The 26,059-nt window shown below is 67.0% G+C and carries 20 protein-coding genes; 9 read left to right on the top strand and 11 right to left on the bottom strand.

The window, feature by feature from the left end; all coding sequences use genetic code 11:
- Positions 1 to 229 precede the first annotated feature (229 nt).
- A complete protein-coding gene (locus BVG12_RS06305) occupies positions 230 to 3,133 on the top strand; it encodes a TonB-dependent receptor plug domain-containing protein (protein WP_075791680.1) in 2,904 nt (967 codons plus the stop codon).
- 161 nt (positions 3,134 to 3,294) lie between these two features.
- The gene (locus tag BVG12_RS06300; protein WP_075791679.1) at positions 3,295 to 5,022 is read left to right on the top strand and encodes a methyl-accepting chemotaxis protein; all 1,728 of its coding nucleotides are present in this window, start codon (positions 3,295 to 3,297) and stop codon (positions 5,020 to 5,022) included.
- A 92-nt stretch (positions 5,023 to 5,114) separates the two neighbouring features.
- Here the strand turns inward: BVG12_RS06300 and BVG12_RS06295 are convergent, their stop codons facing one another.
- The 5 genes from BVG12_RS06295 to BVG12_RS06280 all read right to left on the bottom strand — a co-directional run bounded on the left by BVG12_RS06295 (position 5,115) and on the right by BVG12_RS06280 (position 7,818).
- On the bottom strand, positions 5,115 to 5,864 hold the full coding sequence (locus tag BVG12_RS06295; protein WP_075791678.1) for a FadR/GntR family transcriptional regulator: 750 nt from the start codon (positions 5,862 to 5,864) through the stop codon (positions 5,115 to 5,117).
- 292 nt (positions 5,865 to 6,156) lie between these two features.
- Complete coding sequence (locus tag BVG12_RS06290; protein ID WP_075791677.1) at positions 6,157 to 6,966, bottom strand: NAD-dependent epimerase/dehydratase family protein; 810 nt, start codon at positions 6,964 to 6,966, stop codon at positions 6,157 to 6,159.
- A 100-nt stretch (positions 6,967 to 7,066) separates the two neighbouring features.
- Entirely contained in the window at positions 7,067 to 7,417 is a 351-nt protein-coding gene (locus BVG12_RS06285; RefSeq protein WP_075791676.1) for a hypothetical protein, read from the bottom strand.
- A complete protein-coding gene (locus BVG12_RS33870; RefSeq protein ID WP_156895560.1) occupies positions 7,414 to 7,566 on the bottom strand; it encodes a hypothetical protein in 153 nt (50 codons plus the stop codon). Before BVG12_RS33870 ends, BVG12_RS06285 begins: the two co-directional genes overlap by 4 nt.
- 15 nt (positions 7,567 to 7,581) lie before the next feature.
- A complete protein-coding gene (locus BVG12_RS06280) occupies positions 7,582 to 7,818 on the bottom strand; it encodes a hypothetical protein (protein WP_156895559.1) in 237 nt (78 codons plus the stop codon).
- Positions 7,819 to 8,259: 441 nt separating this feature from the next.
- Between BVG12_RS06280 and BVG12_RS06275 the strand changes: the two genes are divergently transcribed.
- From BVG12_RS06275 to BVG12_RS06260, 4 genes are all read left to right on the top strand, one after another.
- On the top strand, positions 8,260 to 11,961 hold the full coding sequence (locus BVG12_RS06275; protein WP_229503823.1) for a TonB-dependent receptor: 3,702 nt from the start codon (positions 8,260 to 8,262) through the stop codon (positions 11,959 to 11,961).
- Between the two features lie 3 nt (positions 11,962 to 11,964).
- A complete protein-coding gene (locus BVG12_RS06270; RefSeq protein ID WP_075791674.1) occupies positions 11,965 to 15,255 on the top strand; it encodes a DUF8487 domain-containing protein in 3,291 nt (1,096 codons plus the stop codon).
- 100 nt (positions 15,256 to 15,355) lie between these two features.
- Complete coding sequence (locus BVG12_RS06265) at positions 15,356 to 16,378, top strand: glycoside hydrolase family 43 protein (protein WP_075791673.1); 1,023 nt, start codon at positions 15,356 to 15,358, stop codon at positions 16,376 to 16,378.
- A gap of 93 nt (positions 16,379 to 16,471) precedes the next feature.
- Entirely contained in the window at positions 16,472 to 16,903 is a 432-nt protein-coding gene (locus BVG12_RS06260) for a hypothetical protein (protein WP_075791672.1), read from the top strand.
- Here BVG12_RS06260 and BVG12_RS06255 read toward each other — a convergent pair whose 3' ends face one another.
- Complete coding sequence (locus tag BVG12_RS06255; protein WP_075791671.1) at positions 16,904 to 17,395, bottom strand: phage regulatory CII family protein; 492 nt, start codon at positions 17,393 to 17,395, stop codon at positions 16,904 to 16,906.
- 81 nt (positions 17,396 to 17,476) lie between these two features.
- Between BVG12_RS06255 and BVG12_RS06250 the strand changes: the two genes are divergently transcribed.
- From BVG12_RS06250 to BVG12_RS06240, 3 genes are all read left to right on the top strand, one after another.
- Positions 17,477 to 18,262, top strand: coding sequence for a hypothetical protein (locus tag BVG12_RS06250; protein WP_075791670.1), 786 nt, complete (start codon positions 17,477 to 17,479; stop codon positions 18,260 to 18,262).
- A gap of 4 nt (positions 18,263 to 18,266) precedes the next feature.
- On the top strand, positions 18,267 to 19,052 hold the full coding sequence (locus tag BVG12_RS06245) for a DUF2491 family protein (RefSeq protein ID WP_075791669.1): 786 nt from the start codon (positions 18,267 to 18,269) through the stop codon (positions 19,050 to 19,052).
- Between the two features lie 160 nt (positions 19,053 to 19,212).
- On the top strand, positions 19,213 to 19,977 hold the full coding sequence (locus BVG12_RS06240) for a hypothetical protein (RefSeq protein ID WP_075791668.1): 765 nt from the start codon (positions 19,213 to 19,215) through the stop codon (positions 19,975 to 19,977).
- A gap of 14 nt (positions 19,978 to 19,991) precedes the next feature.
- Here the strand turns inward: BVG12_RS06240 and BVG12_RS06235 are convergent, their stop codons facing one another.
- The 5 genes from BVG12_RS06235 to BVG12_RS06215 form a co-directional block, all read right to left on the bottom strand.
- On the bottom strand, positions 19,992 to 20,957 hold the full coding sequence (locus BVG12_RS06235) for a family 43 glycosylhydrolase (protein WP_083684666.1): 966 nt from the start codon (positions 20,955 to 20,957) through the stop codon (positions 19,992 to 19,994).
- A 74-nt stretch (positions 20,958 to 21,031) separates the two neighbouring features.
- Positions 21,032 to 21,382, bottom strand: a complete 351-nt coding sequence (locus BVG12_RS06230) for a TfoX/Sxy family protein (RefSeq protein WP_075791667.1) — start codon at positions 21,380 to 21,382, stop codon at positions 21,032 to 21,034.
- A 79-nt stretch (positions 21,383 to 21,461) separates the two neighbouring features.
- Entirely contained in the window at positions 21,462 to 22,334 is an 873-nt protein-coding gene (locus BVG12_RS06225) for a PhzF family phenazine biosynthesis protein (RefSeq protein WP_075791666.1), read from the bottom strand.
- Between the two features lie 123 nt (positions 22,335 to 22,457).
- On the bottom strand, positions 22,458 to 22,838 hold the full coding sequence (locus BVG12_RS06220) for a glyoxalase superfamily protein (RefSeq protein ID WP_075791665.1): 381 nt from the start codon (positions 22,836 to 22,838) through the stop codon (positions 22,458 to 22,460).
- A 105-nt stretch (positions 22,839 to 22,943) separates the two neighbouring features.
- Positions 22,944 to 25,961: a TonB-dependent receptor gene (locus tag BVG12_RS06215; RefSeq protein WP_075791664.1), complete on the bottom strand. Its 3,018-nt coding sequence runs from the start codon at positions 25,959 to 25,961 to the stop codon at positions 22,944 to 22,946.
- Positions 25,962 to 26,059: the final 98 nt, after the last annotated feature.

Below are 26,059 nucleotides of genomic sequence, written 5' to 3'. Positions count from 1 at the left end.
TGATATCGATCCTGGTATCACTCGATGAATAAAATTTATTGGACGGATATTTACAGATCGGTTCCAATTCAAATCATGCAATGGTAGCGGTAACAGGTAGCGGTATCACTAACATAGCATAGCAAAGAAACAGCAGCAGAGGCAGCGAACCGGATGCACTGGCAAACACCGGTCCGGGCATCGCGGTTCGCACGCGAACCACACCGACACAATAAAAAACGGAGACAGTATGCCAACGCAGTTTCGCAAAACCTTGATTCACCTTGCCGTTGCAAGCGCCTGCGGCGTTCCCGCCATCACGGGTCATGCGCAGGAGACCCAGGCACCCCCCGCGGCCGCGCCGGACGGCGTGAGCACCGTCGTCGTATCCGGCTCGCGCATCGCCGCGCGCGGCTTCAGCCAGCCGACGCCGACGACGACGCTGACGGCGGAAGACCTGGCCAAGGCCGCCAAGCCCAACCTGTTCGAGACGCTCACCGAACTGCCTGCCCTGCAAGGCAGCACGGGCCGCACGACGTTCACGTACAGTACGTCGAGCGGCGTCCAGGGCTTGTCGTCGCTGTCGCTGCGCGGCCTCGGCACGATCCGCACGCTGACCCTGCTGGACGGCCAGCGCGTCGTCGGCGCCAACGTCACCGGCGTCACGGACGTGAGCCAGTTCCCGCAACTGCTCGTCAAGCGCGTGGACGTCGTGACGGGCGGCGCGTCGGCGTCGTATGGCTCGGACGCGGTGGGCGGCGTCGTCAACTTCATCACCGACAAGAAGTTCAACGGGTTCAAGTTCAATGCCGAAGGCGGCATGACGCGCTACCACGACGACAAGAACGGCACGCTGCAGGCGGCATGGGGCCGCGGCTTCGCGGACGACCGGCTGCACGTCGAAGTGAGCGGCGAGTTCACGAAGGAGAACGGCATCGATTCGCCGGGCTTCGGCGAAGTGGGCGCGAACGGCCGCAGCTGGTACAAGAATCCGGCCTTGCAGGAATCGACGAAGGCGATGCAGGCCGCGGGCGCGCCGCGTTATAAAAGCATCCTGCACGCGCAGCACATCCAGTATGCGAAATACGGCCTGATCACGGACGGCCCGCTCAAAGGCACGGCGTTCGGCCCGGGCGGCACGCCGCATCCGTACCAGTACGGGACGAATTGCGTCGGCAATTTCTGCGTGGGCGGCGACCTGTCCGGCAGCGTGGGCGCGGGTACGAACCTCGCGATGAACTTCAAGCGCCAGGTCGCCTACACGCGCGTGTCGTGGGATCTCGACGCGGACAACGAGATCTACGTCACCGGCAACTGGGCGCAGGTGACGTCCGTGTTCTCGCCGAACCCGGGCGCGGCCAAGCAGGGCAACCTCGGCATCAAGTGCGACAACGCGTATCTGCCGGCATCCATCGCCGCGGGCTGCGCGTCCGGTTATCCGAGCGGCGTGATGCAGGTCGGCACCGCGAACGCGGAATTCCCGGCCAATATCACCGTGCATCCGACGCGCACCCAGCGCCGTGCCGTCGTCGGCGCCGACGGCCGCTTCGCGCTGTTCGGCAAGGACTGGTCGTACGATGCGTACGCGGAGCATGGCGAGAACACGACCGTGATCCACGTGCGGGACATCACGCTGAACCGCCGCTACAACTATGCGATCGATGCGGTCCGCGACGCGAGCGGCAACATCGTCTGCCGCGACGCCGCCGCGCGCGCCAACGGCTGCCAGCCGATCGACATCTTCGGCGACGTGCCGATCAATATGGCGGGGTGGTCGTACATCGCGCCGCAAAACAGTCCGATGCAGCACACCGATTCGAGCCAGAACGTGGTCAGCGCGAACGTGCACGGCGACGTCATGGAAGGCTGGGCGGGTCCGGTCTCGATGGCGGCCGGTGCCGAGTGGCGCCGCGAAGACTACTCGGTGCACGGCGACCCGTACGGCGCCGGCGTGGACCTGCAGTCGCGCTACGGGCCGGACTATCCGCTCGACACGACCCTGTCGACGGGCGGCGACAACTGGTTCGCCGGGAACTACCACAACGGCCGCGGCGCGTTCAACGTGAAGGAAGCCTACGTCGAATTCAATATCCCGTTCCTCAAATCGGCGGCCTTGGGCGAGGCCAACCTGAACATCGCCGACCGCCAGGAAAAATACAGCACGGCGGGCAATGCCAATGCCTGGAAGATCGGCGCGACGTGGAAGACGCCGGTCGACGGCCTGCGCCTGCGCGCCGTCAGTTCGAAGGACGTGCGCGCGCCGAACCTGTCCGAGCTGTACGCGGCCATGACGGTGACCAACCAGGCCGTGAACAATTCTCAGGGCTCCTCGGTGCAGATCCAGCAGCGCAATGTCGGCAATCCTGAACTGAAGCCGGAAGTCGCCCGCAACAATTCGTTCGGCATCGTGCTGAGCCAGCCCGGCTGGGCGCGCGGCTTCAACCTGTCCGTCGACTATTACGACATCAAGGTCAAAAACGTGATCAACTCGCTCGGGCCCCAGCAGGAAGTGGACCTGTGCTACGCCGGCTACCAGAACGTGTGCGGCGCGGTGTCGATCAACGGTCCGGCCGGCACGAACTACGTGCTGGCCCAGAGCTTCAATTTCGCGTCGCTGCACACGAAGGGCGTCGACATCGAGACGGCGTACCGCACGAACCTGCGCGGCTACGGGCTGCCGGGTGCGTTCACGCTGCGCGGCATGGCCACGCGGACGATCCACGCCGTGTCCGACCCCGGCGTGCCCGGCACCACGCCGAGCGAAGGCGCGGGCAATATGGCGGGCAGTACGCCCAAGTGGAAAGCGCTCGTGACCGAGTCGTGGGAGAACGGCAAGCTGGGCGTCAGCCTGACGGAGCGCTGGGTCAGCGCCGGTGTGTTCAGCAACGAATTCATCGAATGCCAGACCAACTGCCCGCTGCCGACGGCCGCGCATCCGACCATCTACGACAACCATCTGGCGGGCGCCACCTACGTCGACTTCGGCGCGACGTACAACTTCGCCAAGGACTCGATGCTGTACTTTAAGATCGACAACCTGGCCGACCGCGGGCCAGTGCTCGTCCCGCAAACGAACCTGAGCATCGGTATCAACCCCGCCATCTACGACGTGATCGGCCGGACGTACCGGGCCGGCGTGCGCATGAGCTTCTGACGGAAGCGCCCGGGGCCGCCCGTCGCCCCGGGCTGTTTATGAAAATTTCAGAAAAGTAAATACTGTTGCGCGTAAAAAACATTTTCCGATTATTTATGCCATCCCGGCTATTGTAGACGGATAGATTTGGATAGATTGTAGATGTCGAGGAGGAGACAACCATGCGGCATCTTACGATCAAACAGACGTTCATCACCCTGCTGGCCCTGACCTTGCTCATGGCCGGCCTCATGCTGGTGGCGCTGCTGCGCCTCTCGGCTGCGCAAAGCCGCGCGACGGACGCGAGCGACGCCCGCTACCGTTCCTATCTGCTGGCCGACGAGCTGCGCCAGAGTTCCGACGATCTCACGCGCCTCGCCCGCACCTACGTCGTCACGGGCGACGCGCGCTACGAAGAGCAGTACATGGGCATTCTCGCCATCCGCAACGGCACCAAGCCGCGGCCCGAACACTACGAACGGATCTACTGGGACCTCGTCGCCGGCGGCGTGCCGGTGCCGCCGTCCAGCGGGCAGGCGGTCCCGTTGCAGCAGCTCATGCGTCAGGCCGGCTTTTCCGACCAGGAGTTCGCGAAGCTGAAGGAGGCGCAGGATGTATCCGACGCGCTCGTCAAGACGGAAGTCGTCGCGATGAATGCCGTGAAGGGCCTGTTCGACGACGGCCACGGCGGCTTCACGCGCAAGGCCGAACCGAATCCCGAATTCGCGCGGACCATCATGCACGACGCGGCCTACCACCAGAACAAGGCGCGCATCATGGTGCCGTTGAACGAGTTCCTGCGCCTGCTGGACGAGCGCACGGGCAAGGCCGTCGCGGAAGCTGGGCAGGGCACGCGCACCGCGATGGCGGCGGCCATCGTGCTGATGATCGTGTCGCTCGTGCTGACGACGACCGCGCTGTACATGGTGTACCGCTACATCATGCGCAACCTGAACAAGGCGGTCGACGCCGCCGACCGCATCGCCGGCGGCGACCTGTCCGGCGAGGTCGCCGTCGAATTCGACGACGAAGTGGGGCGGCTGATGGCGGCCATCGCCACCATCAACGGCAACCTGCACGACATGCTGGCCAAGATCCGCGCGAGCACGGAAAACATGGCGACGGCGACGGACGAAATCGCGACGGGCAACGCCGATCTGTCGGCGCGCACGGAAGCGGCGGCCGGTTCGCTGCAGGAGAGCGCCAGCGCGATGGAGACGTTGACGCAGACCGTGCAGCGCAACGCCGCCAACGCGCAGAGCGCCAACGAGCTCGCGGCGCGCGCCACCACCGTGGCGGGCAAGGGCGAGGACGTGATGACGCAGGTGGTGTCGACGATGGGGCGGATCAAGGACGGCTCGGCGCGCATCAGCGACATCATCGGCGTCATCGACAGCATCGCCTTCCAGACGAATATCCTCGCGTTGAACGCGGCCGTGGAAGCGGCCAGAGCCGGCGAGCAGGGACGCGGCTTCGCGGTGGTGGCGTCGGAAGTGCGCGCCCTGGCCCAGCGCAGCGCGGGCGCCGCCAAGGAAATCAAGGGCCTGATCAGCGATTCCGTGCAGAGCGTCGAGACGGGCAGCCGCCTCGTCGACCAGGCCGGCAATACCATGAACGAGATCATGGACGCGATCCGCCAGGTGTCCGGCATCCTGGCCGACATCGCGCGCGCCAGCGCCGAGCAGGGCCACGGCATCGCCGACGTGAGCACCGCGGTGCATCAGATGGACGGCATCACGCAGCAGAACGCGGCGCTCGTGGAAGAAGCGGCGGCGGCGGCCGAAAGCCTGAAGAAGCAGGCGCAGGCGCTGCTGCAGGCCGTCGGGATCTTCACGCTGGAGCGCACCGGGGCGCCACGCGCGCGCCCGAAGCTGACCGTCGTGCGGCCTGTCGCCCTGCAATACCGCTGATCCGCCGTAGGGTGGGCGGACCTCCGCCCGCGCGGAACGCCGCGTAGCCGCACACGTCACGCGTGGGCACGGCGTGCCCACCCTACGGGTTCTTATCCCGCCGGGCGTTCCTGCAGGCGCTGCTGCGCCTCGCGGAGCCTCTCGCGGCTGTTCGACAAATGGGTGCGCATGGCGGCGCGCGCCGCTTCCGGATCGCGCCGCAGGATCGCCTTGTAGATGTCTTCGTGTTCGCGGTTGACGCGTTCCAGGTAGTCGGCTGGCTTGTCCTCGCCGAAGCCCGGCGTGTTCAGGCGCGCGCGCGGGATGATGGCGCTGCCCAGTTGGCCCAGCAGCTCGACGAAATAGCGGTTGTCGGTCGCTTCCGCGATCAGCTGGTGGAAGCGCACGTCGGCCTCCACGGACGTGTGCCCGTTCACCAGCGCGCGCTGCATCTCGTTCAGCGCCTCGCCCATGCGCGCCACCTGTTCGTCGGTGCGGCGCGACGCCGCCAGCCAGGCGGCCTCGGTCTCCATGCTGATGCGCAGTTCGAGGATCGCGAGCACGTCGCGCACGGTCACGACGCTGTCCGTGCCGATGCCGAGCGTCGTCGCGGGCGGTTCCAGCACGAAGGTGCCGATGCCGTGGCGCGTCTGCACGAGGCCGCTCGCCTGCAGCTGCGAGATCGCCTCGCGCACCACCGTGCGGCTGACGCCGTACTCTTCCATGATCGCCGCTTCCGGCGGCAGCTTGTCGCCGGGGTTGAATTCGGAGCGGCGGATGCGCGCGCTCAGTTCTTCCACCACGCCCTGGGCGAGGTTGCGGTATTTCTTGCGGGCGGGCAGCAGGGCGGTCGGCGAGTTCATGCGGGCGTGGTAAACAGTGGGTCCAGGCCACGATTATAGCGGGGCGGACTCGCTTGTCTGACAACTTTGCAAAAAAATTGCGAATGATCCGTCGTTCCTGCGAAGGCGGGAACCCATACCGAAGTGCCGACGTCGACTCGTCGAGGGCCCCGAGTTTCGGGGACTCACCGAATCCTGGGCCTCGGTACGGGTTTCTGCTTTCGCCGGAAGTCGTTTCCGGCAATGCCGGGATGACATATCAGGTCGGACGTCAGACGACATCCGGCGTGCCGAAGCGCGTTTTACGGGCCGTTCAGGGCTTGTACTTCGGCCCGTTGTGCAGGAACACGCCGCCCTGGTAGAACGTCGTGATGTCGTCGGCGGGCGGATATTCCACCGTCTGCGGCAGCTTGTGCGCGAATTGCTGCGAGCTGTCTTTCGGCTTGTAGCGCAGGAACGCGGCGTGGCGGTCGTCCCACCAGCGGCCCTCGTTGTCCGAGATGCCGAACGCGATCGTGTGGCCCACGCGCGGCGTGACGAGGGAGCGGTGCAGCAGCTGCACGAGGTCGTCGAGGGAGAGCCACGTCACCATCTGGCGGTAGTTCGTCGCTTCCGGCCAGCAGTAGCCGATGCGGATGCACACGGTCTCCACGCCGAAACGGTCCCAGTAATAGCGCGACAGCGTCTCGCCGAACACCTTCGACACGCCGTAATAGCCGTCCGCGCGCGGCGGCATCGTGGCGTCGACGAGGTCGGTCGTCTTGTACATGCCCATCGTGTGGTTCGTGCTGGCGAAGACCACGCGGCGGATGCCGAGTTTGTGCACGGCCTCGTACAGATTGACCATGCCGAGGATGTTGGCCTGCATGATCGGCGCCCATTCCTCTTCGGTGGAGATGCCGCCGAAGTGCAGGATGGCGTCGACGCCTTCGCACATGCGCATGACGGCGTCGCGGTCGCCCAGGTCGCACAGGACGATTTCCTCGTGCTGCGCGGCCGGGCCGAAATCGGCCACGTCGGACAGGCGCACGATGTCGGCGAATTCGTGCAGGCGCTCGCGCAGGCGGCGGCCCAGGTTACCGGCGGCGCCGGTGAACAGGATGCGTTTGAATGGTTTCGTCATCGTTGGTTACATTGGTACGGGAAAGGAAAGGCGGACACGCGGCGCGTCCGCGTGCCGCCATGCTAACAGCGTTCCCGTGCCGTTGGCCAGTCCGTCCGGTTCAACCGCGCCTACGGCGGCGGCTCAGCCCGAGCAGCGCGAGGCCCGTCAGGCACGGCGCCGGGGCGGGCCCCTCGGGCAGGCGCACGGCGTCCGTCGCCGTTACGACCGGCTCCATGCCGGGCAGCGCCGCGAACGTCGGCACGTCCCCGCCGGCGCCCGGATGGTTCTGGCCGGCGTCGAGCAGCGCCACTTCCAGCGTGCTGCCCGCGCCGGGCGTTTGACCGATGTCGAACGCGACGTCAAGGGTGACAAGAAACGCGAGATGACCGCCAAGGCGCGTCCATTGCCCGGATTCGTTCCAGCCCGTGCCGTTGCCGAGATCGATGCCGGACGCCGTCGATCCGCTCACGTCGCCGGGGCGATCTGCGGCGCGCTGTCGTCGTCGTCGATGCCGGAAAAGCCGGTCAGCGTCGCGTGCACCGGACTGGCGGCCTGGCCGGGGATCAGGAAGTCGAGGTGGCCGGACTGGCCGGCGTAGCCGTGCGTGTCGATGGCCACGTGGTACGTCGGGAGCTAAGGCAGCGCGGGCAGGCTGCCGTCCGGCAGGCGCGGGGCGTCCCAGCCGTCCAATGACGTGCTCTGGAAGTCCGCGCTCGCGACGGGCACGCCGGCGCGATTCCGGCTGTTGTTGGCGACGTCCGCGCCCGCCATGTTCATCACGGGCGTACCCTGCCACGCGAGGTTGTCGCGCAGGATGCCCAGGCCGACGGCGGCGCCGCCGATGCCAGGCTTGCAAGAGGGTGGCGGCATGCGGCTGACGGAAGTCGCCGACCAGGCGAATACGGCGACGGGATCGACGGGCTTGTCGACGGCTACCCTGTCCATCGTCGAGGCGGAGTTCTACGAACGGCCGTGAGCGACGCGCGCGCGGAGTGTCGGTCCGGATCGATCACGGGGTGATCGTTCGGACGTCACGGTGGCGCATACTTACGCGCCGCGATAACCGCCGGCGCGCCGGAACCGCAGATCCGCGCGAAAGCGACATCGCAATCGCGAATTTGAGCGGAACCCGTGTCGATTGCGCACGCACTTCGCTCACGCCGATGAGTATTTTCCTGTGATATATCACAGCGCGGGTGAGCAACCCTACACTGTTTCCCAAGCCGACGAGTCGACGACCGCAGCGCCGGAACGGCGGCGTCACCTCGAAAAAAGACAGGCCGCTCGCCGCGGTCCACCTAGGAGACAGCCATGCAGAACATCCGAACCGTCATCCGTCCGACACGCCTCGCGTACGCCGTCTCGCTGGCGCTCGCCTCGCTGGTGGCGGGCCACGCCGCGCTGGCGCAGGACACGCCGGCGCCGCAGGACGCCACCAACGCGCCGGCGCCGGCCGCCGGCACCGGCGCAAGCGCGGCCCCGCAGGGCAACAACGAGATCGCGAGCGGCATCGCGACCGTCGTCGTCTCGACCCGCAAGTCGCAGCAATCGTCGATCGCCCGCAAGAAGAACGCGGCCACCGCGCTCGATTCGATCGTGGCCGAGGACGTCGGCTCGCTGCCCGACCGGAACATCGGCGAGGCGATCTCGCGCATGGCCGGCATCGCGCTGGACCGCGGCGACTTCGGCGAGGGCGTCACCGTCGCGGTGCGTGGCAACGGCCCGGACCTCACCCGAGTCGAGATCGACGGCCAGGCCGTGCAGTCGGCCAATAACGCCGCCGGCGGCCGCGGCAGCGAATTCCGTCAGCTGTCGGCGGACCTGATCAAGAGCGTGGACGTGGTCAAGGGCTCGACCGCCGACATGGTCGAGGGCTCGCTGGGCGGCGGCATCATCATCAAGACCCGCACCGGCCTGGATTTCAAGGAGCCGTTCGTGTCGGTGCGCGTCGCCGGCACCACGAATAACCTGAACAAGAAGTGGGAGCCCGACACCAACGTCATCCTGTCGCGCAAATTCTTCGACGACCGCTTGGGTGTCATCCTGAATGCGTCGAAGTCGACGACCGCCAACGAGCAGCACCAGATGCAGGTCGCGACCAGCGCGGCCGCCGGCTACGCGCGCCTGATCGACTTCGACAACTCGCCGGACAAGACCTTCACGTACAACCCGGCCACGCTGAACATGGCGGATCCGGCGTCGACGACGCCGGCGGCGCCCGTGGCCGGTTCCACGGGCATCTATCCGTACACGAACGGCACCGGCAACTACAACACCTACACGCCGTACGAAATCCTGACCAAGTCGGCCGCCGCCCAGACCAAGGCGGCATGCTATTCGGCCTTCCCGCAGCTGGCGGCCGCCGACGCCTCGCTGAAAAACCTGAGCGCGACCAACCGTACCAACGCGGTGAACGAGCGCCAGAATGAACTGATCAGCTGCCTGAACCAGTGGAACGACTACACGCCTTCGCTGATCCGCAACAAGATCCAGACCGAGATCGACCGCCGCCAGGACCTGGACCTGCGCGCCGACTTCAAGGTCAACCGCGAGCTGACCGTGTACGCCAAGGGCAGCTATTCGAAGCGCCACACCGACAACAACACGTCCTACCTGAACCTGGGCGGCCTGAACGTCAACACGGCCAAGACGTTCACGGACACGAACGGCGTGCGTGCGGTCGCCCCGGGCGCGAACGGCGCGGGCTACTATCTGTACCCGACCACGGCCAGCTTCCTGAGCGGCGGTCCGGCCGTGCAGGGCGCCGTCGCCAACGTCGACCCGTCGACGGTCACCGTGGACGCGAGCCACCACGTGACCAGCTTCGGCATCAGCGACGGCGCCGCCGGCGTGGACCAGATCTTCCAGAAGTCCGACATCATCACCAAGTACTTCCAGACCGGCGGCGAATGGAATCACGACGGGGTGAAGGCCGAGTGGATGATCGGCGACGCCAAGTCGGACTACACGACCGAATTTTTCCGCACGTCGTTCGCGTCGTACTATGGCGCCGCGCAGCTGTCGGTGACGCCGACCGGCCTGTGGGCGTACAGCTTCCCGCAGGGGTCGAGCTTCGACCTGTACAACCCGGCCAATTACGCGCGCCTCGTACAGCCGGGCGCGGCGGCGGCCGTCACCAGCGGGACCACTTACATCAACAACGTGCCGGCGTATACGCAGGCCCAGCAGCCGCTGCTGACGTATTCGCAGCCGCAGCTGACCTATACGCCGACGAAGACCGCCACCGAGGAGCGCACGGCCAAGGCGGACTTCACGTTCCAGGTGCCGGAAACCATCCCGTTCTTCACCCGCTTCAAGACCGGCTTCAATTTCCGCGATACCCGCTTCGATACCCGCGGCGGCAACGGCTACCAGGTGAGCACGAACCCGATCGTCTATGCGATCCCGGGCCTCGTGCGCAGCACCCTCGTGGGCTGCCAGGACACGGCGGGTTCGCTGGGCGCCGGCGGCAACAAGTGCCAGTACGGCTACGTGCCGAGCAACCGCTGGGACAGCCAGAGCTCGGGCACCGTGACGGTGACGCCGCAGCAGTTCCAGGACATCGTCGCCCAGTCGCTCAACGGGGATATCACGAAGACCCGGTTCTTCAACGGCGCCAACGGGCAGTTCGGCGGCGCCGTCGCCAACTGGCCGAACATCGATGTGCAGAAGGTGTTCAAGCTGGCCGGCATCACGAACGCGAACCTCGATTGCATCGACAGCTGCAAGGGGACCGACGGCAAGATCTACGAGGCCCCGGTGACGCGGATGAGCGAGCGCTCCGAAGCCCTGTACGTGATGGGGGATTTCAATATCGACCGGATCCCGTTCACCACGCGTTCGCTGCCGTTCGACTGGGCGCTGGAAGGCAATCTGGGCTACCGCTACGTCCGCACCAAGGTGCACGGTGTCGGCAACATGCAGTTCGAGTCGATCACCCGCACCGCCACCTTCGATCCGGCCAACCCGAACGCGGCCGGCGGCATCAACGACGTGACGGTGTCCACCAACACCGCCGTGGACGCCACGACGCACGACTTCCTGCCGATCTACAACCTCGCCGCGTGGCTCGTGCCGGACAAGTTCGTGGTGCGCTACAACCGCGCCCGCACCGTGGCCCGTCCGCCGGTCACCAACCTCCTGCCGTCGGGCCTGTGCCGCTACGACGAGCGCCTCGACGTCCAGGGCACCCAGACCTGCACGAAGACCGTCGGCAATCCGGCCCTGCAGGCCCAGAAGAACCTGAATCAGAACTGGAGCGCGGAATACTATCCGAGCAAGGACACGATGTTCTCGCTGTCCTACTTCAACCAGCGCGGCATCGTCGGCCCGTCGCTCGTGCAGACCGAGAACGGTACGCTCGGCCTGGCCCTGGTCGACCCGACCACCGGCAAGTCGCTGGCCGAGCTGCCGTTCTCGTTCCCGACCTACGAGAACGGCGTGCCGACCACCCGCAAGGGCTGGGAGTTCAACACCAAGACCGCGTTCACGTTCCTGCCGTGGCGCCTGCGCTATCTGGGCTTCGACGGCAACTACACGAAGCTGGCCTCGGTTACGTCGACGCAGAACATCGTGGACCTGCTGACCGGCACGCCGCTGCCGCCGCTGCGCGAGTCGAAGTTCCAGTACAACTGGGCGCTCTGGTACGACGACGGCCGCCTGCTGGCGCGCGTCGCGGTGCAGGGCGTGGCCAGCTTCTTCAACAACATCGCGGGTTCGAGCAGCAATTACCTGAACAACTATCCGAACGCCAGCGGCAACACCCGTCCGCCGGCGTACAACCCGGGTTCGCCGAACTTCCGCGACGCGACGCGCTACGTCGACGCCAAGATCCAATACCGCATCACGCCGCAGATCGACGTCTTCATCGAAGGCCGCAACCTGGGCAATGCCGCGACCAGCAACAGCCAGGGTTCCTACGTGCCGTTCTCGAACGGCACCCCGAGCATCCTGGACTACAGCTACGCCGGCCGCCGCATCATGGTGGGCGCGGACTTCCGCTTCGGCGGTTGATGCATGAAGAGCCTGTCGTGCGCCGCCGCGCTGGCCTGGGCCGTCTCGGCCGGCGCGGCCGAGACGATCGACCTTGCCGGCGACTGGCGCTTCGCGCTCGACCGCGACGACGTCGGCGTGGCCGAGCATTGGGACGCGCGCGCGCTGCCGGACCGCATCCGTATCCCCGGCATCGTGAACGCGCAGGGCCATGGCGACGAGATCACGGCGCAGACGCCCTGGGTGCTGTCGCTGTACGACAAACACTGGAACCTGCGCGAGGACTACAAACCGTTCACGACGCCGGGCCAGGTGAAGGTGCCGTTCCTGAGCCAGCCGCCGCGCCACTACCTGGGCGCGGCGTGGTACCAGCGCGACGTCGAGGTGCCGCGTGGCTGGCGCGGCAAGCGCGTCGTCCTGCACCTGGAACGGCCGCGCTGGGGTTCCAGTGCGTGGATCGACGGCCGCGCGCTCGGTTCGAACCTGAGCCTCGTGGCGCCGCACGACTACGACGTGGGCATGCTGGCGCCGGGCAGGCACCGCGTGACGGTGCGCGTCGATTCGCGCGTGTTGATGGCGTACCGGCCGGACTCGCACAGCATCTCCGATTCGCTCGGCATGAGCTGGAACGGCATCGTCGGCAAGGCCGGGCTGCGCGCGACGTCGCCCGTGTACATCGACGATGCGCAGGTCTTTCCAGACGTGGCCAGCCGCAGCGTGGTCGTGAAGATCAAGGTCGGCAACGACGGCGGCAAGGCCGGGGCAGGGACCCTCGCCGCCAACGGCCGCCAGGTGCCGGTGCGGTGGACCGCGGACGGCGGCAGCGCCGAATTGCGCGTGCGGTACCCGAAGGATGCGGCGACGTGGGACGAATTCCACCCCGTCCTGCAGTCGCTGAAACTGAGTTTGCAAGGCCCGGGTGCGGACGACGCGCGCACGGTGTCGTTCGGCTTCGTGCAGATCGCGGCGCATGGCCCCGACATCCTCGTCAACGGCCGCCCCGTCTTCCTGCGCGGGACGCACCACGGCGGCGATTTTCCGCTCACGGGTTACCCGCCGACGGACGTCGCGTACTGGAAGACGATCTTCGCCATCAACAAGGCGTGGGGCATCAACCACATCCGCTTCCACTCGTTTACGCCGCCGGAAGCCGCGTTCCAGGCGGCGGACGAAACAGGCATCTACCTGCAGCCGGAGCCCGGCATGTGGAACCGCTTCGAGCCCGGCTCCCCCATCGAGGCGGCGTTGTATGACGAGACGGAACGCCTGATCCGCGCTTACGGCAATCACCCGTCGTTCCTGTTGCTGAGCCCCAGCAACGAGCCGTCCGGCCGCTGGAAGGAGGTGTTCGCGAAGTGGATCGCGCGCTTCCGCGCCGAAGACCCGCGCCGCCTGTACACGAACGGCACGGGCCACACGGAGCCCGTCGTGCCGGACCTCGACCAGGACACGGACTATCTCGCCGTGCAGCGCATCGGCCCGAAGCCGTTGCGCAACAAGACGGGCTGGTTCGGGCGCGACTACGCGGCGTCGCTGGACGGCATTAAGGTACCCGTCGTCGCGCACGAGATGGGGCAATGGGTCGCGTATCCGGATTTCGCTATCATCGACAAATTCACCGGCTATCTGCGGCCCGGGAATTACGAGATCTTCCGCGAGTCGGCCCGCCGCCATGGCGTGCTGGATCGCAACCGCGACTTCGCGCTCGCGTCGGGCCGCTGGCAGCTCGCGTGCTACAAGGAAGAGATCGAGGCGGCGATGCGCACACCGGGCATGAGCGGCTACCAGCTGCTGGACCTGCACGACTACCTCGGCCAGGGCACGGCGCTCGTGGGCATTCTCGATACCTTCTGGGAGTCGAAGGGATATGCGACGCCGGAAGCCTTCCGGCGCTTCAACGGCGCGACCGTGCCGCTGGCCCGGCTCACGCGCACGGTCCTGACGACGCGCGACACGTTCGACGTCCCGGTCGAGATCGCGCATTACGGCGCGCAGCCGCTGGCAGGCAGCAGGCCCTGGTGGCGTATCGAGGACGACGGCGGACGGGCCGTCGCGGCAGGGCGCTTCGCCGTGCGCGACATCGCGATCGGCAAGAACATCCCGCTGGGCCGCGTGCAGGTCGATCTCGCCAGGCTGCCGGCACCCGCGCACTACAAGCTCGTCGTGGGGCTCGACGGGACGTCCGTTGCGAACGACTGGAACTTCTGGCTGTATCCGGACAAGGTCGACCCGGCCGTTCCCGCCGGCGTGCTCGTGACGCATGCGTGGCGTGACGCCGAGGCGCGCCTGGCGCAGGGCGGCAGCGTGCTGTACCTGCCGCGCAAGGCGGACCTGGACTGGACGTCGCCGCCGCTCGCCGACGTGCCCGTATTCTGGAACCGCCTGATGAATCCGGGATGGTCGCGCATGCTGGGCCTGTGGGTCGACCGGGCCCACCCGGCGCTGGCGGGCTTTCCCACGCTTGATCACATGGACTGGCAGTGGAGCGAACTGGTGGCGGGCGCCCGCGCCTTCAACCTGGAGCGCCTGCCGGCCGGCCTGCGGCCCATCGTCCAGCCCATCGACGACTGGAACCGCAACTACCGGCTCGGCGCGGTGTTCGAGGCGAAGGTGGGCGGCGGCCGGCTCGTCGTGTCGACGTTCGACCTGGAGAGCCGGCTCGACGAGCGCCCGGCCGCGCGCCAGCTGCGCCGCTCGCTGCTGGACTATATGGCGGGCGCGCGCTTCCAGCCGGCGACGTCCATCGACCCGGCCGCGCTGCGCGCGCGCCTGTTCGACACGCGCGTGATGAAAAAGCTGGGTGCCGTCGCCAGCGGCTGGCCGGACGCCGCGAACGCCGTCGACGGCGATCCGAACACGGTCAGCCTTGTCGTGGTGAAGGGCGCTGGACCGCGGCCGCAGCCGGCGCTGACGATCGCCTTCGCGCAGCCCGTGCCGTTCGACGGCCTGGTGCTGATGCCGCGCCAGAACCACCGCGACCACGAGGGCGACGTGCGCGAATGGTTGATCCAGGCGAGCGACGACGGGCAGGTCTGGCGCGACGTCGCGCGGCCGGTGTTGGGTTCGACTTTCGACCCGCAGACCGTGCGTTTCGGCCGGACCGTGACGGCACGCTGGCTGCGGCTGACGTCCTTGTCCGGCTTCGGCGAGGACCGCGTCAGCGCGCTGGCCGACGTGGCGGTCCTGTACACCGGTCCCGCGCTGCCCGAGGAAGCGGGAGAACTGGAATACAAGCGCTCGCGCTCGACGTCGGCCGACGTCGACGAGGCGGGCATGGACGACAAGCCGCGGCGGGGACGGCAACCGGCGCAGTGAGGCCGCCGCACATAAAAAGTATCGGTGGCGCGAAAAAATTCATTGGCCGCTCGTCCGCCTCGGGGCTATCATCGCGAAGCTGACCTTATCGGGAGTATCGATGTCTCGCTTTACCGTCCGCGCCTTGCCGGCGCTGGCCTTGTGCCTTTCCGCCGCGTTGTCGCCCGCCCGCGCCGCGCAACCCGTGTTCCACAACCCGCTGGTGCTGCAGCGCGCCGATCCGCAGGTCAGCCTGCAGCCGGACGGCTGGTACTACTTCACGGCAACCGTGCCGGAATACGACCGCATCGAGATCCGCCGCGCCCGATCGCTCGACGACCTGGGCGCGGCGCCGGCGCAGACCGTGTGGCGCAAGCATGCGACCGGCGTGATGGGCGCGCATATCTGGGCGCCGGAAATGCACCGCATCGACGGCAAGTGGTATATCTATTTCACGGCCGGCAGCGCGGAACATCCGTGGGAAATCCGCCTGTACGCGCTGGAAAACGCGTCCGCCGATCCGTTCCAGGGCGAGTGGGTCGAGCGCGGCCAGGTCAAGACGGGCTGGGAGTCGTTCTCGCTGGACGCCACCACGTTCGAACACCGCGGCCAGCGCTACCTCGTGTGGACGCAGACGGCGCCCGACTCCAGCCCCGGCACCAACATCTACATCGCGAAGATGGACACGCCGCTGTCGATCAAGGGCCCGGCCGTGCTGCTGTCGAAACCGGAATATGCATGGGAGAAGGTGAAGTTCGCCGTCGACGAGGGGCCCGCCGTGCTGGTCAGCCACGGCCGCGTGTTCATCACATTCTCCGCGAGCGCCACGGATGCGAACTACTGCCTCGGCATGATCAGCGCGCCGGCGGACGCCGACCTGCTCGACCAGAAATCGTGGACCAAGCTGCCGGAACCCGTCTTCAAGAGCAGCGAGAAGAACGGCCAGTGGGGCCCGGGCCACAATGCGTTCACGACGACGCCGGACGGCAAGACCGACGTGCTGGTCTACCACGCGCGCAACTACCGCGAGATCCAGGGCGACTCGCTGCACGACCCGAACCGCCACACGCGCGCGCAGGCCATCCGCTGGCGGCCGGACGGCATGCCGGATTTTGGCGAACCGGTCGCGGATATGCCCCGGTAATAGATCATTGGGTTTACCGTCCGGCCCACTGGCAATGTGACCGGAACGTCTGGTCTCGTTGTCGCCGTCGCAACACCAAAGACGGAGGACACCATGAACGGTGCGGGCGGAACGAGCGGCGGCACGGGCCAGTTTTTCCTCGGCCTGATCCTGATGTGCGGCGGCTTCTATCTGCTGCTGAACAGCGTCGTGGTGAGCGCCAGCTTCGGCCTCGGCACGCGCCTGTTCGGGGTGGGCGGCTATGGCATCACGGGCGGGATCGTCCTGGTTCCCCTCGCGATCGGCATCGCGATGATCTTCCATGACGCCAAGAGCGCGCCGGGCTGGCTCCCGTCGGTCGGCGCGTTCGCGTGCCTCGTGTTCGGCGCGATCGCGTCCGTGAACATATTGCTGCGCACGATGTCGGCGTTTGAACTCATCGGCATCCTCGCGCTGGCGTTCGGCGGCCGCGGGCTGTCTTTGCGCTCGCTGCGCAGCGCCGCCCGCGACGACGAGGCGGCGCCCGCACGCCGCCTGCGTTCCTGATCAGCGGATTCCCGCCCCGGTCTCCTGGCGCAGACGCGCGCGCCAGGCGCCCAGCGCCGACAGCGCGGCTTGAAATTTACGTTCGATCAGGTCGGCCTCGGCCGGGGTGACGATGCCGTCGAGCAGGGCGGCGGACACCGCCTCGGCCACGGCGCCCACATCGCTCATCACGCGGCAGACGGTCTGTGACAGGTCGTCCTGGCGCGCCGCGTCCGGCTGCGGCACGACGAAGGCCGCCATCCCGTGGCGCACCAGCAGCGCGTGCAGCGGCAGGTGCGCGTCCGGCACGCCCGCCTTGTGGCAGCACTCGACGATCAGCGACACCTCCTCGAACGACGGGTAGTGCGACGCGATCGTCGGCGACAGCTTGTTGCGCAGGACGTTGGCCGACATCCCCAGCTCGCGCGCGAGCGCATCAATACCGCCCGGATATTTGCGCGCTACCGTATAGAGCGCGTCGTGCTGGTTCATGTCGAGGTAACGGCGGGTCATGGTAATCCTTTGCTAATTTTACCGTTGCGTGCGACCATCCGGTCGTTAAGCTTATTCTAACTTTCGATCGCCTTCCTGACCATGCTGAAGACTTATCCAGTCGCATTCGTCCTGTCGCTGTCGCTGTCGCTGCCGCTGGCCCACGTCGGCGACGCCGGCGCCAGGCCGGCGACGTCGTCGGGTTCCTTCAAGAGCGGCTTCTCGTCGCAGCATCCGGCATCGCCCACGCCGTCGTATTCGTCGGCGAAGCCGGGCAGCTTCGGCTCGTTCGGCCGGCGGTCGTCGCCGACCGATGCCCCGGCGCAGCCGGCGGCGCCGGCCCGGTCGCCGGGCGGATTCGGCTCGTTCGGCGGCGCGGCGGCCGCACCGCAGAAATCCGATTCCGCGCTGTCGCAAAACCTGAACAGGAACGCAGCGGAAGCGAATGCGCTGCGCACGCTGGATGCGCGGCGCCAGGCGCAGTCCGATGCGGCGCGCGATACGCGGCCGGTGCCGGGTTACGAACGCGGGGCTTCGTCCCAGCCCGCGCCGACGTATGCACCTCCACCGCAGCCTGCGCCACCTCAGCAGCCGCAGGCGCCGATCATCGTCCGCCAGGACAGCGGCCTCGGTCACGTGATCGCGGGCGCCGTGCTGGCGAACGCCGTGCGCGGCGCGCATGCGAACAACAACGGGTATCCCGGCGGGTATCCGACCACGCCGGGCGGCGGATCGGCGCCCGCGCACGGCGGCGGCACGTCGTTCCTCGGCGTGTTCGTGACCTTGTGCGTGCTGGCGCTCGCCGGCTGGGGGCTGTATTTCGCGTGGCGCCGCCTGCGCCGCGGCCGCGAAGCCAAGAAACCGAATTATTCGTTCGAAAGGAATTGAGACGATGGCCTGGAAGGATGTCTTCAGCTACGTGCGTGCCGTCGCGGCCGACAAGGGGGTGACGCAGGACGAACATCACGCCGACGACGGCGTGCCGCTGGGCGCGCGCATCGGCAGCGTCGTGCAGCTTCAAATGTCGCCGGTCATCCGCGCGCAGACGAACGGCTCGCTGATCGCGCAGCCGTCGGCCGCCGACACGCGCATCCTCGCGGTGTCGCAGATCCGCCTCGAGCCCGACACGGAACTGTACCGCCTCTACCTTGACAAGGGCGAGGGCGACGCGAAGGAAAAATTCCTGCAAGTGTTCTGCGGCGACGACGGCAAGGTGGCCGAGGTCTTGTACTGCACGCAGCTGGCGCGCGTGATTCCCGAGACGGCCGACGACCAGGACGCGTACATGGGCACCGCGGGCTACGGGCTGGGTGACGCGGGCTATACGCTGTGGCGCGAACAGCTGGCCGACATGCTGGACGCGGCCGGACTGGAAACCGTCTTCGGTACCGCAGACCGCCTGGATTACACCTGCGACGCCGGCGCCCCCGACGCGCAATTCGTCGCCCCGTTCCATGGCCGTGAGACGCGCATCGACGACGCCGGGGGCATGCGCGGCCTGCGCCAGGAGATGTATTTCATGCCGTACGTGCGCCAGTTGGCGGACGGCAGCCGCGAATATTTATTGATCACGACGGAGATCGTGGAGAGCGTCGACGGCGACGCGGGCAAGCGCGGCATCCATGTCGACTTCGTCATCGGCATCCCGGTGGAGCAGGAACGCATCGTCATCCAGTAGGGAACGTCGGAAAACCTGCTGCGCGTTGCATTGTCGCCTTGCGATGCCCGCTGTACTCCTCGTACAGCTGCGCTTCTCAGGCAACACTGCTGTCGCTCGCGACGGTTTTTCGAGGTTCCTGACTTTTAGAACGTTTTCATCAGGCACGAAAGGAACAACAATGAGCAACGCTAGTGGATGGGGCCTGACCGCACGGCTGGTCACGAAGCATTTCGGCGCTTTAGGCAACCGCATCGCCGAAGTCATCGCCAACTTCGACCCCGAGACCGCGACCGAGGCGGACCGCGACCGCCTGGTCGCCACGCTGCGCGAGACCGCGCAACTGCTGGCGACGGCGCGCGCGTCGTTCGACAAGGAACACGGCGACGTCGTGAACCTGCAGAACCTGATCGCGGGCGATGAACGGGCCGCCGAAAAGCTGGCCGAGCGCCTGGCTGCCGGCACGATCTCGGAAGCGACCGTGACGATGTTCTGCGACGAGCTGGAAGCGAACAAGGCGCGCCTGCCGCAGGAAATCCAGGAAGAAGCGGATGCGAAGGCCTATATGGACGAGCTGCAGAAGATCGTCGACGCGCTGTCCAGGCAGCTGGCCGAATTCGACGCCCAGGCGAAAAAGGCGATGCAGGCGCTGGCCGCGGCCAAGGCCCAGAAGGACTTGCAGGAACTGCGCATCGAGCGCCAGGAACAGTTGAACGGCCTGACGAGCATGCACGGCAACTCGACGGCCCTCTCCGCCCTGACGCGCCGCGCCCAGGCCGTGACGAACGAGGCGTCGGGCCTGCGCATCGTCGCCGACATCGGCCAGAAGCCGCTGGACCAGCAGGCGGAACTCGATGCGATCCGCAAGTCCGTGAGCCAGCCGGAGACCGCCGGCGAGAGCGCGCTGGAGCGCCTCAAGCGCCTGTCCGGCAAGACAGCCGCCTGACGCGCCGGACCCGGTCAGTCGTTCGGCTGGCCGGGCGTCACCGCCACCTGTTTGATCGAGCCGTCCGCGCCGTATTCCAGCGGCGCGATGGCGATCGAACGGCGGTAGCCGCCGCCGCCCGGCAGCAGGGCGTCGTGGTAGAACACCCAGCTCTTGCCGTCGTGTTCGAGGATGGCCTGGTGGTTCGTCGAGATCTTCAGGTAGTCGATGACGACGCCCCGGTAGGTGAAGGGGCCGAGCGGGGAACTGGCCGTCGCGTACAGGATCTGGCCCGGCCAGCCGGACGAAAACGTGAAGTAATAGGTGCCGTCATGCTCGTGCATGAATGGCGCCTCGCCGTATTTCTTCCTCGGGTCCGACGCGGGCAGGCCGTCGATCTTGACGATCCGGATCGGGCCGTCCAGCGAGATCATGTCGGGCTTCAGCTTCACGACCTTCGGCACGCGCGTGCCGAAATACATATACGCCTGCCCGTCCTTGTCGACGAACACGGCCGGATCGATCGGCTCGTCGCCCGCATTCACGTCGCGCTCGCGATCGACGAGCGGATCGTTGCGGGCGTCGACGAAGCCGCCGTCGGGCCGGTCGGACACGGCGACGCCGATCTTGTCGCCGCCGACGGGCGCATAGAAATAATACTTCCCGTTGCGGTACGCAGCCTCCGGAGCCCAGGCCTTGGCGCCCGGCCGCGCCCATTTGAACACGGTGACGGCGAGCGGCGCGCCGGCGTCGCGCCACGTCGTCATGTCCGGCGACGTGTACAGCCGCCACGTCACGGAATCCCAGTATTTGCCGGAGTTCGACGCGTCGTCCGTCGCATACAGATAAAAGCCTTTCGCGGCGGGGAACCAGTGGGGCGACGGGTCGGCGTTGAAACGGGACGAGATGGGACGGCCCACCGGCGGCGTCGTCGCCTGCGCGGCGCACGCGATCGACAAGGCGGGAATCAGGGCGGCAAGGTAACGGACTGGAACGCGCATCGGTGTCGTGGATGAAGTGGAAAGTTCGTCATGCTAGCACAGCTTCCGTACGAAATGATATCGATAACTAACATTCATCGCGGCGCCCGTTTGGTGCGGGTGCCAGCAGGCTTTTTCGGCTTGGGCGGGGGCATGGCCGCCGCCGTTTCCAGCAGCAGCCGGCGCAACGCTTCCGGATCGTCGAGCAATTCGTCGGCGACCGGATAATCCTTCGCGCCGGGGTAGGGCGGCCCTTGCGGCAGGTCGGGCGCGAGGCGTGCAGCGGCCTCGGACGGCTTGACGAACAGGCTGCCGTCGCAGGCGAAGGCGACCACCTTGTCGTCCACGTACAGCGCATATTCGCCGAACATCTTCCTGTGCGTCAGCCGCGCGCCCAGTCCCACCACTTCCGCGACATAGTCGATGAAGCTGCGATCCGTTGCCATGTTCGTCCTTCGATGTCGTGAGCGAAGCCGCCAGCGTAGCCGGAACGCGGCGCCCGATCAAGCGCGATCAAAAGGCCGATCAAAAGGCCAGATGGCCGTCCACGCAGGTGACCGCATTGCCGCCGACGCCGATCGCAGCGGCGCCGATGGTCAGGCGCACGATGCCGGCCCGTCCGAGCGCCGCGCCCTGGCTGGACAGGAAGTCCGATCCGAACGCGTCGACCTGGCCCGTATGGCGCAGGTAGGCCGCGACGGCGCCGTTGCCGCTGCCGCAGACGGGATCCTCGTCGATGCCGTGCGCGGGGGCGAAGGCGCGCACTTCGATGCGTGCGGCGCTGCCGGCGGCGTGCGGGCCGAAGACGATCACGCCGGTGTTCCCGCTGTCCTTGTCGCGGGCCTTCATGCGGTAAAGGTCCGGCGTGGCGGCCAGCACGGCGGCGGCATCCGGCAGCTGCGCGACGACCCAGCGCGCACCGGCGTCGACGAGGCGGGGCGGCGCCACCAGCGGCGTGCCGAGGATCTGCGCCAGTTCGGCGGCGGCGGCGTCGTCCAGCGGCGTGATGGTGTGCGGCGGCAGCTCGAACGACAGCCAGCGCGCGCCGTCGATCGCATGCCGGATGTCCAGCCGGACCAGGCCCGCCGCGCATTCCTGATGGATGCGGCCGCCGCGCGGGGCGATCGCGCCCGCTTCCAGCAGCGCGTGCGCGGTGCCGATCGTGGGATGGCCGGCGAACGGCAGCTCGGCGCCGGGCGTGAAGATGCGCACGCGGTAGTCGGCGCCGGCCTGTGTCGGCCGCAGCACGAACGTCGTTTCGGACAGGTTCGTCCAGTTGGCGATCCGTTGCATCTGCGCGGTCGAGAGGTCGTCCGCATCGAAGACGACGGCGAGCGGATTGCCCTGGAACGGGATGGCGGTGAAGACGTCGACGGTTTTGAACGGGTGGCGTGCCATGGGGATCTCGCGGTGTGAAGATGCGACGAGTCTACGTGGCGGCGCCGTGCGGGGACAGGAACAGTCGGCGAAATGTGACCGGCACTGTATCGCCGGTCCGGCGCAAACTGTACCGGTCGGGCGTCAAGCCTCGGGCGTTACCGGTTCTTCGAACGACAGGCGGTTATGCGACGGATCGCGGATCGTCATCTCGCGCGTCCCCCACGGCATCGTCTGGATGCCGGGGCGCGAATACTTGAATTCCTTGGCCAGCAGCGTGGCGTGATAGCCGTCGAGGTCGCGCACGGCGACGCGGATCGACGCGCCCGGGCTGCCGTCGCCGTAGTGCTCGGACAGGTGCAGTACGCAGTCGCCCAGCGAGACCTGCATGTAGACGGGGTAGTCGCCGCCCTCGAAGCGGTGCTCCCAATCGACCTTGAAGCCGAGGAAATCGATATAGAATTCGCGCGCCTTCGCTTCGTCGAAGATGCGCAGGACGGGGGTGACGCGGGACAGGGTATACATGACGCGCAAGCGATGTCGGAAAACGGAGAGCATACCAGATCGCCGCGCGCCAAGGTTCGCGCTTTCCCGCGGCGGGGCCGCGGGAAAGCGCCTGGCCGGGGGCGATCAGTACTTGTAGTTCAGCCCCAGCACGAACGAGCGGCCCGAGTGCACGTACAGCAGCGTGTCGTTGCGCTGCGTGTCGCGGCCGTAGCGCAGCGGCGTGTCGTTCAGGTTCTGGCCTTCCAGCGACAGGCGCAACTGCGGCGTGATGTTGTACGACACACTCATGTCGATATTGGTCGAGCCGTCCACCATCGTGTAGTCGTGGCCGGCCACGTCGCCCAGCACCGCGTAGATGTAGCTGGAGCGGTGCGCCGCCGACACGCGCGCGCTGAACTTCGCATCCTCGTAGTACAGGGTGAGGTTGTGCGTGCGCGGCGACAGGCCCGTGAAGTCCGCGACCTGCGTCAGCTGCTCGTTCTGCGGCGTGGCCGGGTTGTCCACGCGCGTGATGTACGTGATGCGCGACTTCACGCGCGTCGCGTTCGCGAGCAGGCCGAAATTGCTCCAGAGGCCGGGCAGGAAGCTGAACGGCGCCTGCAGGTTGAATTCGTAGCCCTTGAGCGGACCGCCCGCGGTGTTGACCTTGCGGCTCACGTTGACTTCCGTCGTGGGCAAGGTCTGGCAGATCGGGGCGCCCGTCAGCGAGCAGCCGTTCAGGATCAGGAGTTCGTTGGGCAGGCCGAGCGTGTTGTAGGGCACGCGCTCGTTGACGCTCTGGATGAAGCTCTTGATGTCCTTGCGGAAGTGCCCGAGCGAGATCATCGCGTTCTTCGCGTAATACCACTCGGCCTGCAGGTCGTAGGTGTTGGCGCGGATCGGGTCGAGGTTCGGGTTGCCGATCGAGACCGATTGCGAGATCGGCGACACGGTGGCGTTCGGGGCCAGGTCCGTGTACTCGGGGCGCGACAGTGTCCTGCCGGCCGAGAAGCGCAGGAACACGTCCTTCGGCAGCTGCGCCGTCAGGTTGAACGCGGGCAGCCAGTCGCGGTATTTCTTCGTGCCCGTATTCGGCTGCAGCTTGCCCTGCACGTTGATCATCGCCGTCGAGGTGGCGGTGGTTTCCGCGCCGCGCACGCCGACGTTGCCGCGCCAGGTGATGTTGGCGAAGTCGTAGTTGAAGTCGACCATGCCGTACAACGCGTCGATCTTTTCCTCGACGCGGCGGTTGGTCTGGTTCAGGTAGTTGTACTGCGAACCCGGGACCGCGTCGCAGTGGCACTCGGTGTTGACGACGCCGAGGAATTTCGGCAGGTCGACCGCGGCCCACGACGACGGCACGCCGGTTCCGCCAAGGCCGGAACCGAAGCCGCTGATCTGGCGCGAGATGTCGGCCATCGACACGCCCGCCGGCAGCGCCACGGCGTTGGCGCTGTCGCCGATCTCGTAGTTGGTCCAGATGTTCTTGCGGCTGGAGATGCCGACGTGGCTCGTCAGGTGGTCGTTGATTTCCCAGTGCAGGTTGGCGGCCTGCGTCTGCAGCTTGTTGGTCGTGTCCAGGTAGCGGCCCACGAACATGCCGCGCACGTTGCCGGCGGCGTCCTGCGGGGCGAACTGGAAGTTGGCCGGATTCGCCACGTCGATGCCGAAGTTGAGCGTCGGGACGTTGCGGTTGTCGCGGAAGTCCCAGGCGAAGCCGTTCACGTTTGGCGCGTCGAACTGCACGGTGGCGCGCATCGGCTCGTTCAGGTTCGAGTTCGAGTTGCCGGCCATGAAGTCGGCCTTCACGGTGTCGCTGAATTTGTGGCTGCCGGACAGCACGTGCTGGCGGAACTTGGTCGTGAAGACGTCGAGCAGGCCTTCCGTGCGCACGTCGACGCCGTTGAACTTGCCGTAGTCCCAGCTGCCGTTCTGGTCGAAGTGGGCGTCGAGGATCGACGTCTGCGGCTTGCCGTTCGATCCCAGGTTGCGGCCGAACGAGATCGCCTCGATGTAGTTGTCGTAGCGCTTGTTCGCGAACTTGCCGTACATGAGGTCCAGATTCAATTCGCTGTCCGCATTGCGCCACTGGTAGGAGTTGGTGATGCCGGTGCGCTCGTAGTCCGTCTGCGAGCGGCGGTAGCGCGGGATGCGCGGGGCGAACGCGCCCGAGCCGGGGGCCGGATTCGCGACCGTGCCGCCGTAATTGTCCTTGCGGCCCATGACGTTGTTGTACGCGGTCGGGTCAAGCGTGCGCGGCATGCCGGTGCCGCACGTCGTCGCCGTGATGCCCTTGACGGCGTCGTTGCCCGGGTTCTGCGGCGTCACCCCGACCGGCGAACAGAAGCCGCCGTCATTGCTCGCGGAAAGCAGTTCCACGGCCTCGTAGCCTTCCTCGGTGGCGCGGCGTTTCGAGTACGCGGCCGACAGCAGCGCGCCGACCTTGCCGTAGCCGGTGTCCCAGCGGTCCGACAGCAGCGCCGTCACGCGCGGTTGCGTCTTTCCGGACAGGGAGTTGTGGCTTTCCTGGCCGCCGATGCTGAACGTGCGGCCCTTGAAGTCGAACGGGCGCGCCGTGCGCAGGTCGACCGTGGCGCCCAGCGAGCCTTCCTCGATGTCCGCTTCCGACGTCTTGCGCACTTCCAGGCTGTTGAACAGTTCGGACGCGAACACGGAAAAGTCGAAGCCGCGGCCGCGGTTGGTGCTGCCGTTGATGTCGGACGCGCCCGTCGCCGCCACGCCCTCGATGCCGTTGATGCGCACGCGCGTGAAGCCCGCGTTCAGGCCGCGCACGGTGATCTGCTTGCCTTCGCCGCCGTCGCCGCGCGCCAGCGCCACGCCGGGCACGCGCTGCAGCGATTCGGCCAGGTTCGCGTCGGGGAACTTGGCGATGTCCTCGGCCTTGATGACGTCGACGATGCCGTCGCTGTTCTTCTTCGTGTTCAGGGCGCTGTTCAGGCTTGCGCGAAAGCCCGTCACGACGACGACGCTGTCCGTCGATTTGCCGTCGGCGGTTGTCGTCGCGGCCGGGGCGGCGTCGGCGGCGGCCGCCGTCTCCTGGCCGTGCGCGTGCAGCGAGGCGAGCATGGCCAGCACGCCGAGGCTGACGCCGGTGCGGCGTGCCAGAGGATGAAGGGCCCGGGAGTGGGAAGGTGAACGCATCGTTGTTGTCTCCATGTTGTTATCGACTTCTCGTAGGGTCATATTGACGGGGGCATGGTAGCGCCAAGGATCGCGCCGCGAACCGGTCTTCCGGCCGG

Source organism: Massilia putida (assembly GCF_001941825.1).
Taxonomy (GTDB): domain Bacteria; phylum Pseudomonadota; class Gammaproteobacteria; order Burkholderiales; family Burkholderiaceae_D; genus Telluria; species Telluria putida.
This window is presented reverse-complemented; position numbering and strand designations above follow the sequence as displayed.

Coding starts and splice junctions, on each gene's coding strand:
- BVG12_RS06245 (WP_075791669.1), top strand. CDS start 18,267: ATGGCCTGGAAGGATGTCTTCAGCTACGTGCGTGCCGTCGCGGCCGAC.
- BVG12_RS06295 (WP_075791678.1), bottom strand. CDS start 5,864: ATGAACTCGCCGACCGCCCTGCTGCCCGCCCGCAAGAAATACCGCAAC.
- BVG12_RS06275 (WP_229503823.1), top strand. CDS start 8,260: ATGCAGAACATCCGAACCGTCATCCGTCCGACACGCCTCGCGTACGCC.
- BVG12_RS06225 (WP_075791666.1), bottom strand. CDS start 22,334: ATGGCACGCCACCCGTTCAAAACCGTCGACGTCTTCACCGCCATCCCG.
- BVG12_RS06220 (WP_075791665.1), bottom strand. CDS start 22,838: ATGTATACCCTGTCCCGCGTCACCCCCGTCCTGCGCATCTTCGACGAA.
- BVG12_RS06250 (WP_075791670.1), top strand. CDS start 17,477: ATGCTGAAGACTTATCCAGTCGCATTCGTCCTGTCGCTGTCGCTGTCG.
- BVG12_RS06255 (WP_075791671.1), bottom strand. CDS start 17,395: ATGACCCGCCGTTACCTCGACATGAACCAGCACGACGCGCTCTATACG.
- BVG12_RS06265 (WP_075791673.1), top strand. CDS start 15,356: ATGTCTCGCTTTACCGTCCGCGCCTTGCCGGCGCTGGCCTTGTGCCTT.
- BVG12_RS06260 (WP_075791672.1), top strand. CDS start 16,472: ATGAACGGTGCGGGCGGAACGAGCGGCGGCACGGGCCAGTTTTTCCTC.
- BVG12_RS06305 (WP_075791680.1), top strand. CDS start 230: ATGCCAACGCAGTTTCGCAAAACCTTGATTCACCTTGCCGTTGCAAGC.
- BVG12_RS06290 (WP_075791677.1), bottom strand. CDS start 6,966: ATGACGAAACCATTCAAACGCATCCTGTTCACCGGCGCCGCCGGTAAC.
- BVG12_RS06235 (WP_083684666.1), bottom strand. CDS start 20,957: ATGCGCGTTCCAGTCCGTTACCTTGCCGCCCTGATTCCCGCCTTGTCG.
- BVG12_RS06300 (WP_075791679.1), top strand. CDS start 3,295: ATGCGGCATCTTACGATCAAACAGACGTTCATCACCCTGCTGGCCCTG.
- BVG12_RS06280 (WP_156895559.1), bottom strand. CDS start 7,818: ATGCCGCCACCCTCTTGCAAGCCTGGCATCGGCGGCGCCGCCGTCGGC.
- BVG12_RS06270 (WP_075791674.1), top strand. CDS start 11,965: ATGAAGAGCCTGTCGTGCGCCGCCGCGCTGGCCTGGGCCGTCTCGGCC.
- BVG12_RS06230 (WP_075791667.1), bottom strand. CDS start 21,382: ATGGCAACGGATCGCAGCTTCATCGACTATGTCGCGGAAGTGGTGGGA.
- BVG12_RS06215 (WP_075791664.1), bottom strand. CDS start 25,961: ATGCGTTCACCTTCCCACTCCCGGGCCCTTCATCCTCTGGCACGCCGC.
- BVG12_RS06240 (WP_075791668.1), top strand. CDS start 19,213: ATGAGCAACGCTAGTGGATGGGGCCTGACCGCACGGCTGGTCACGAAG.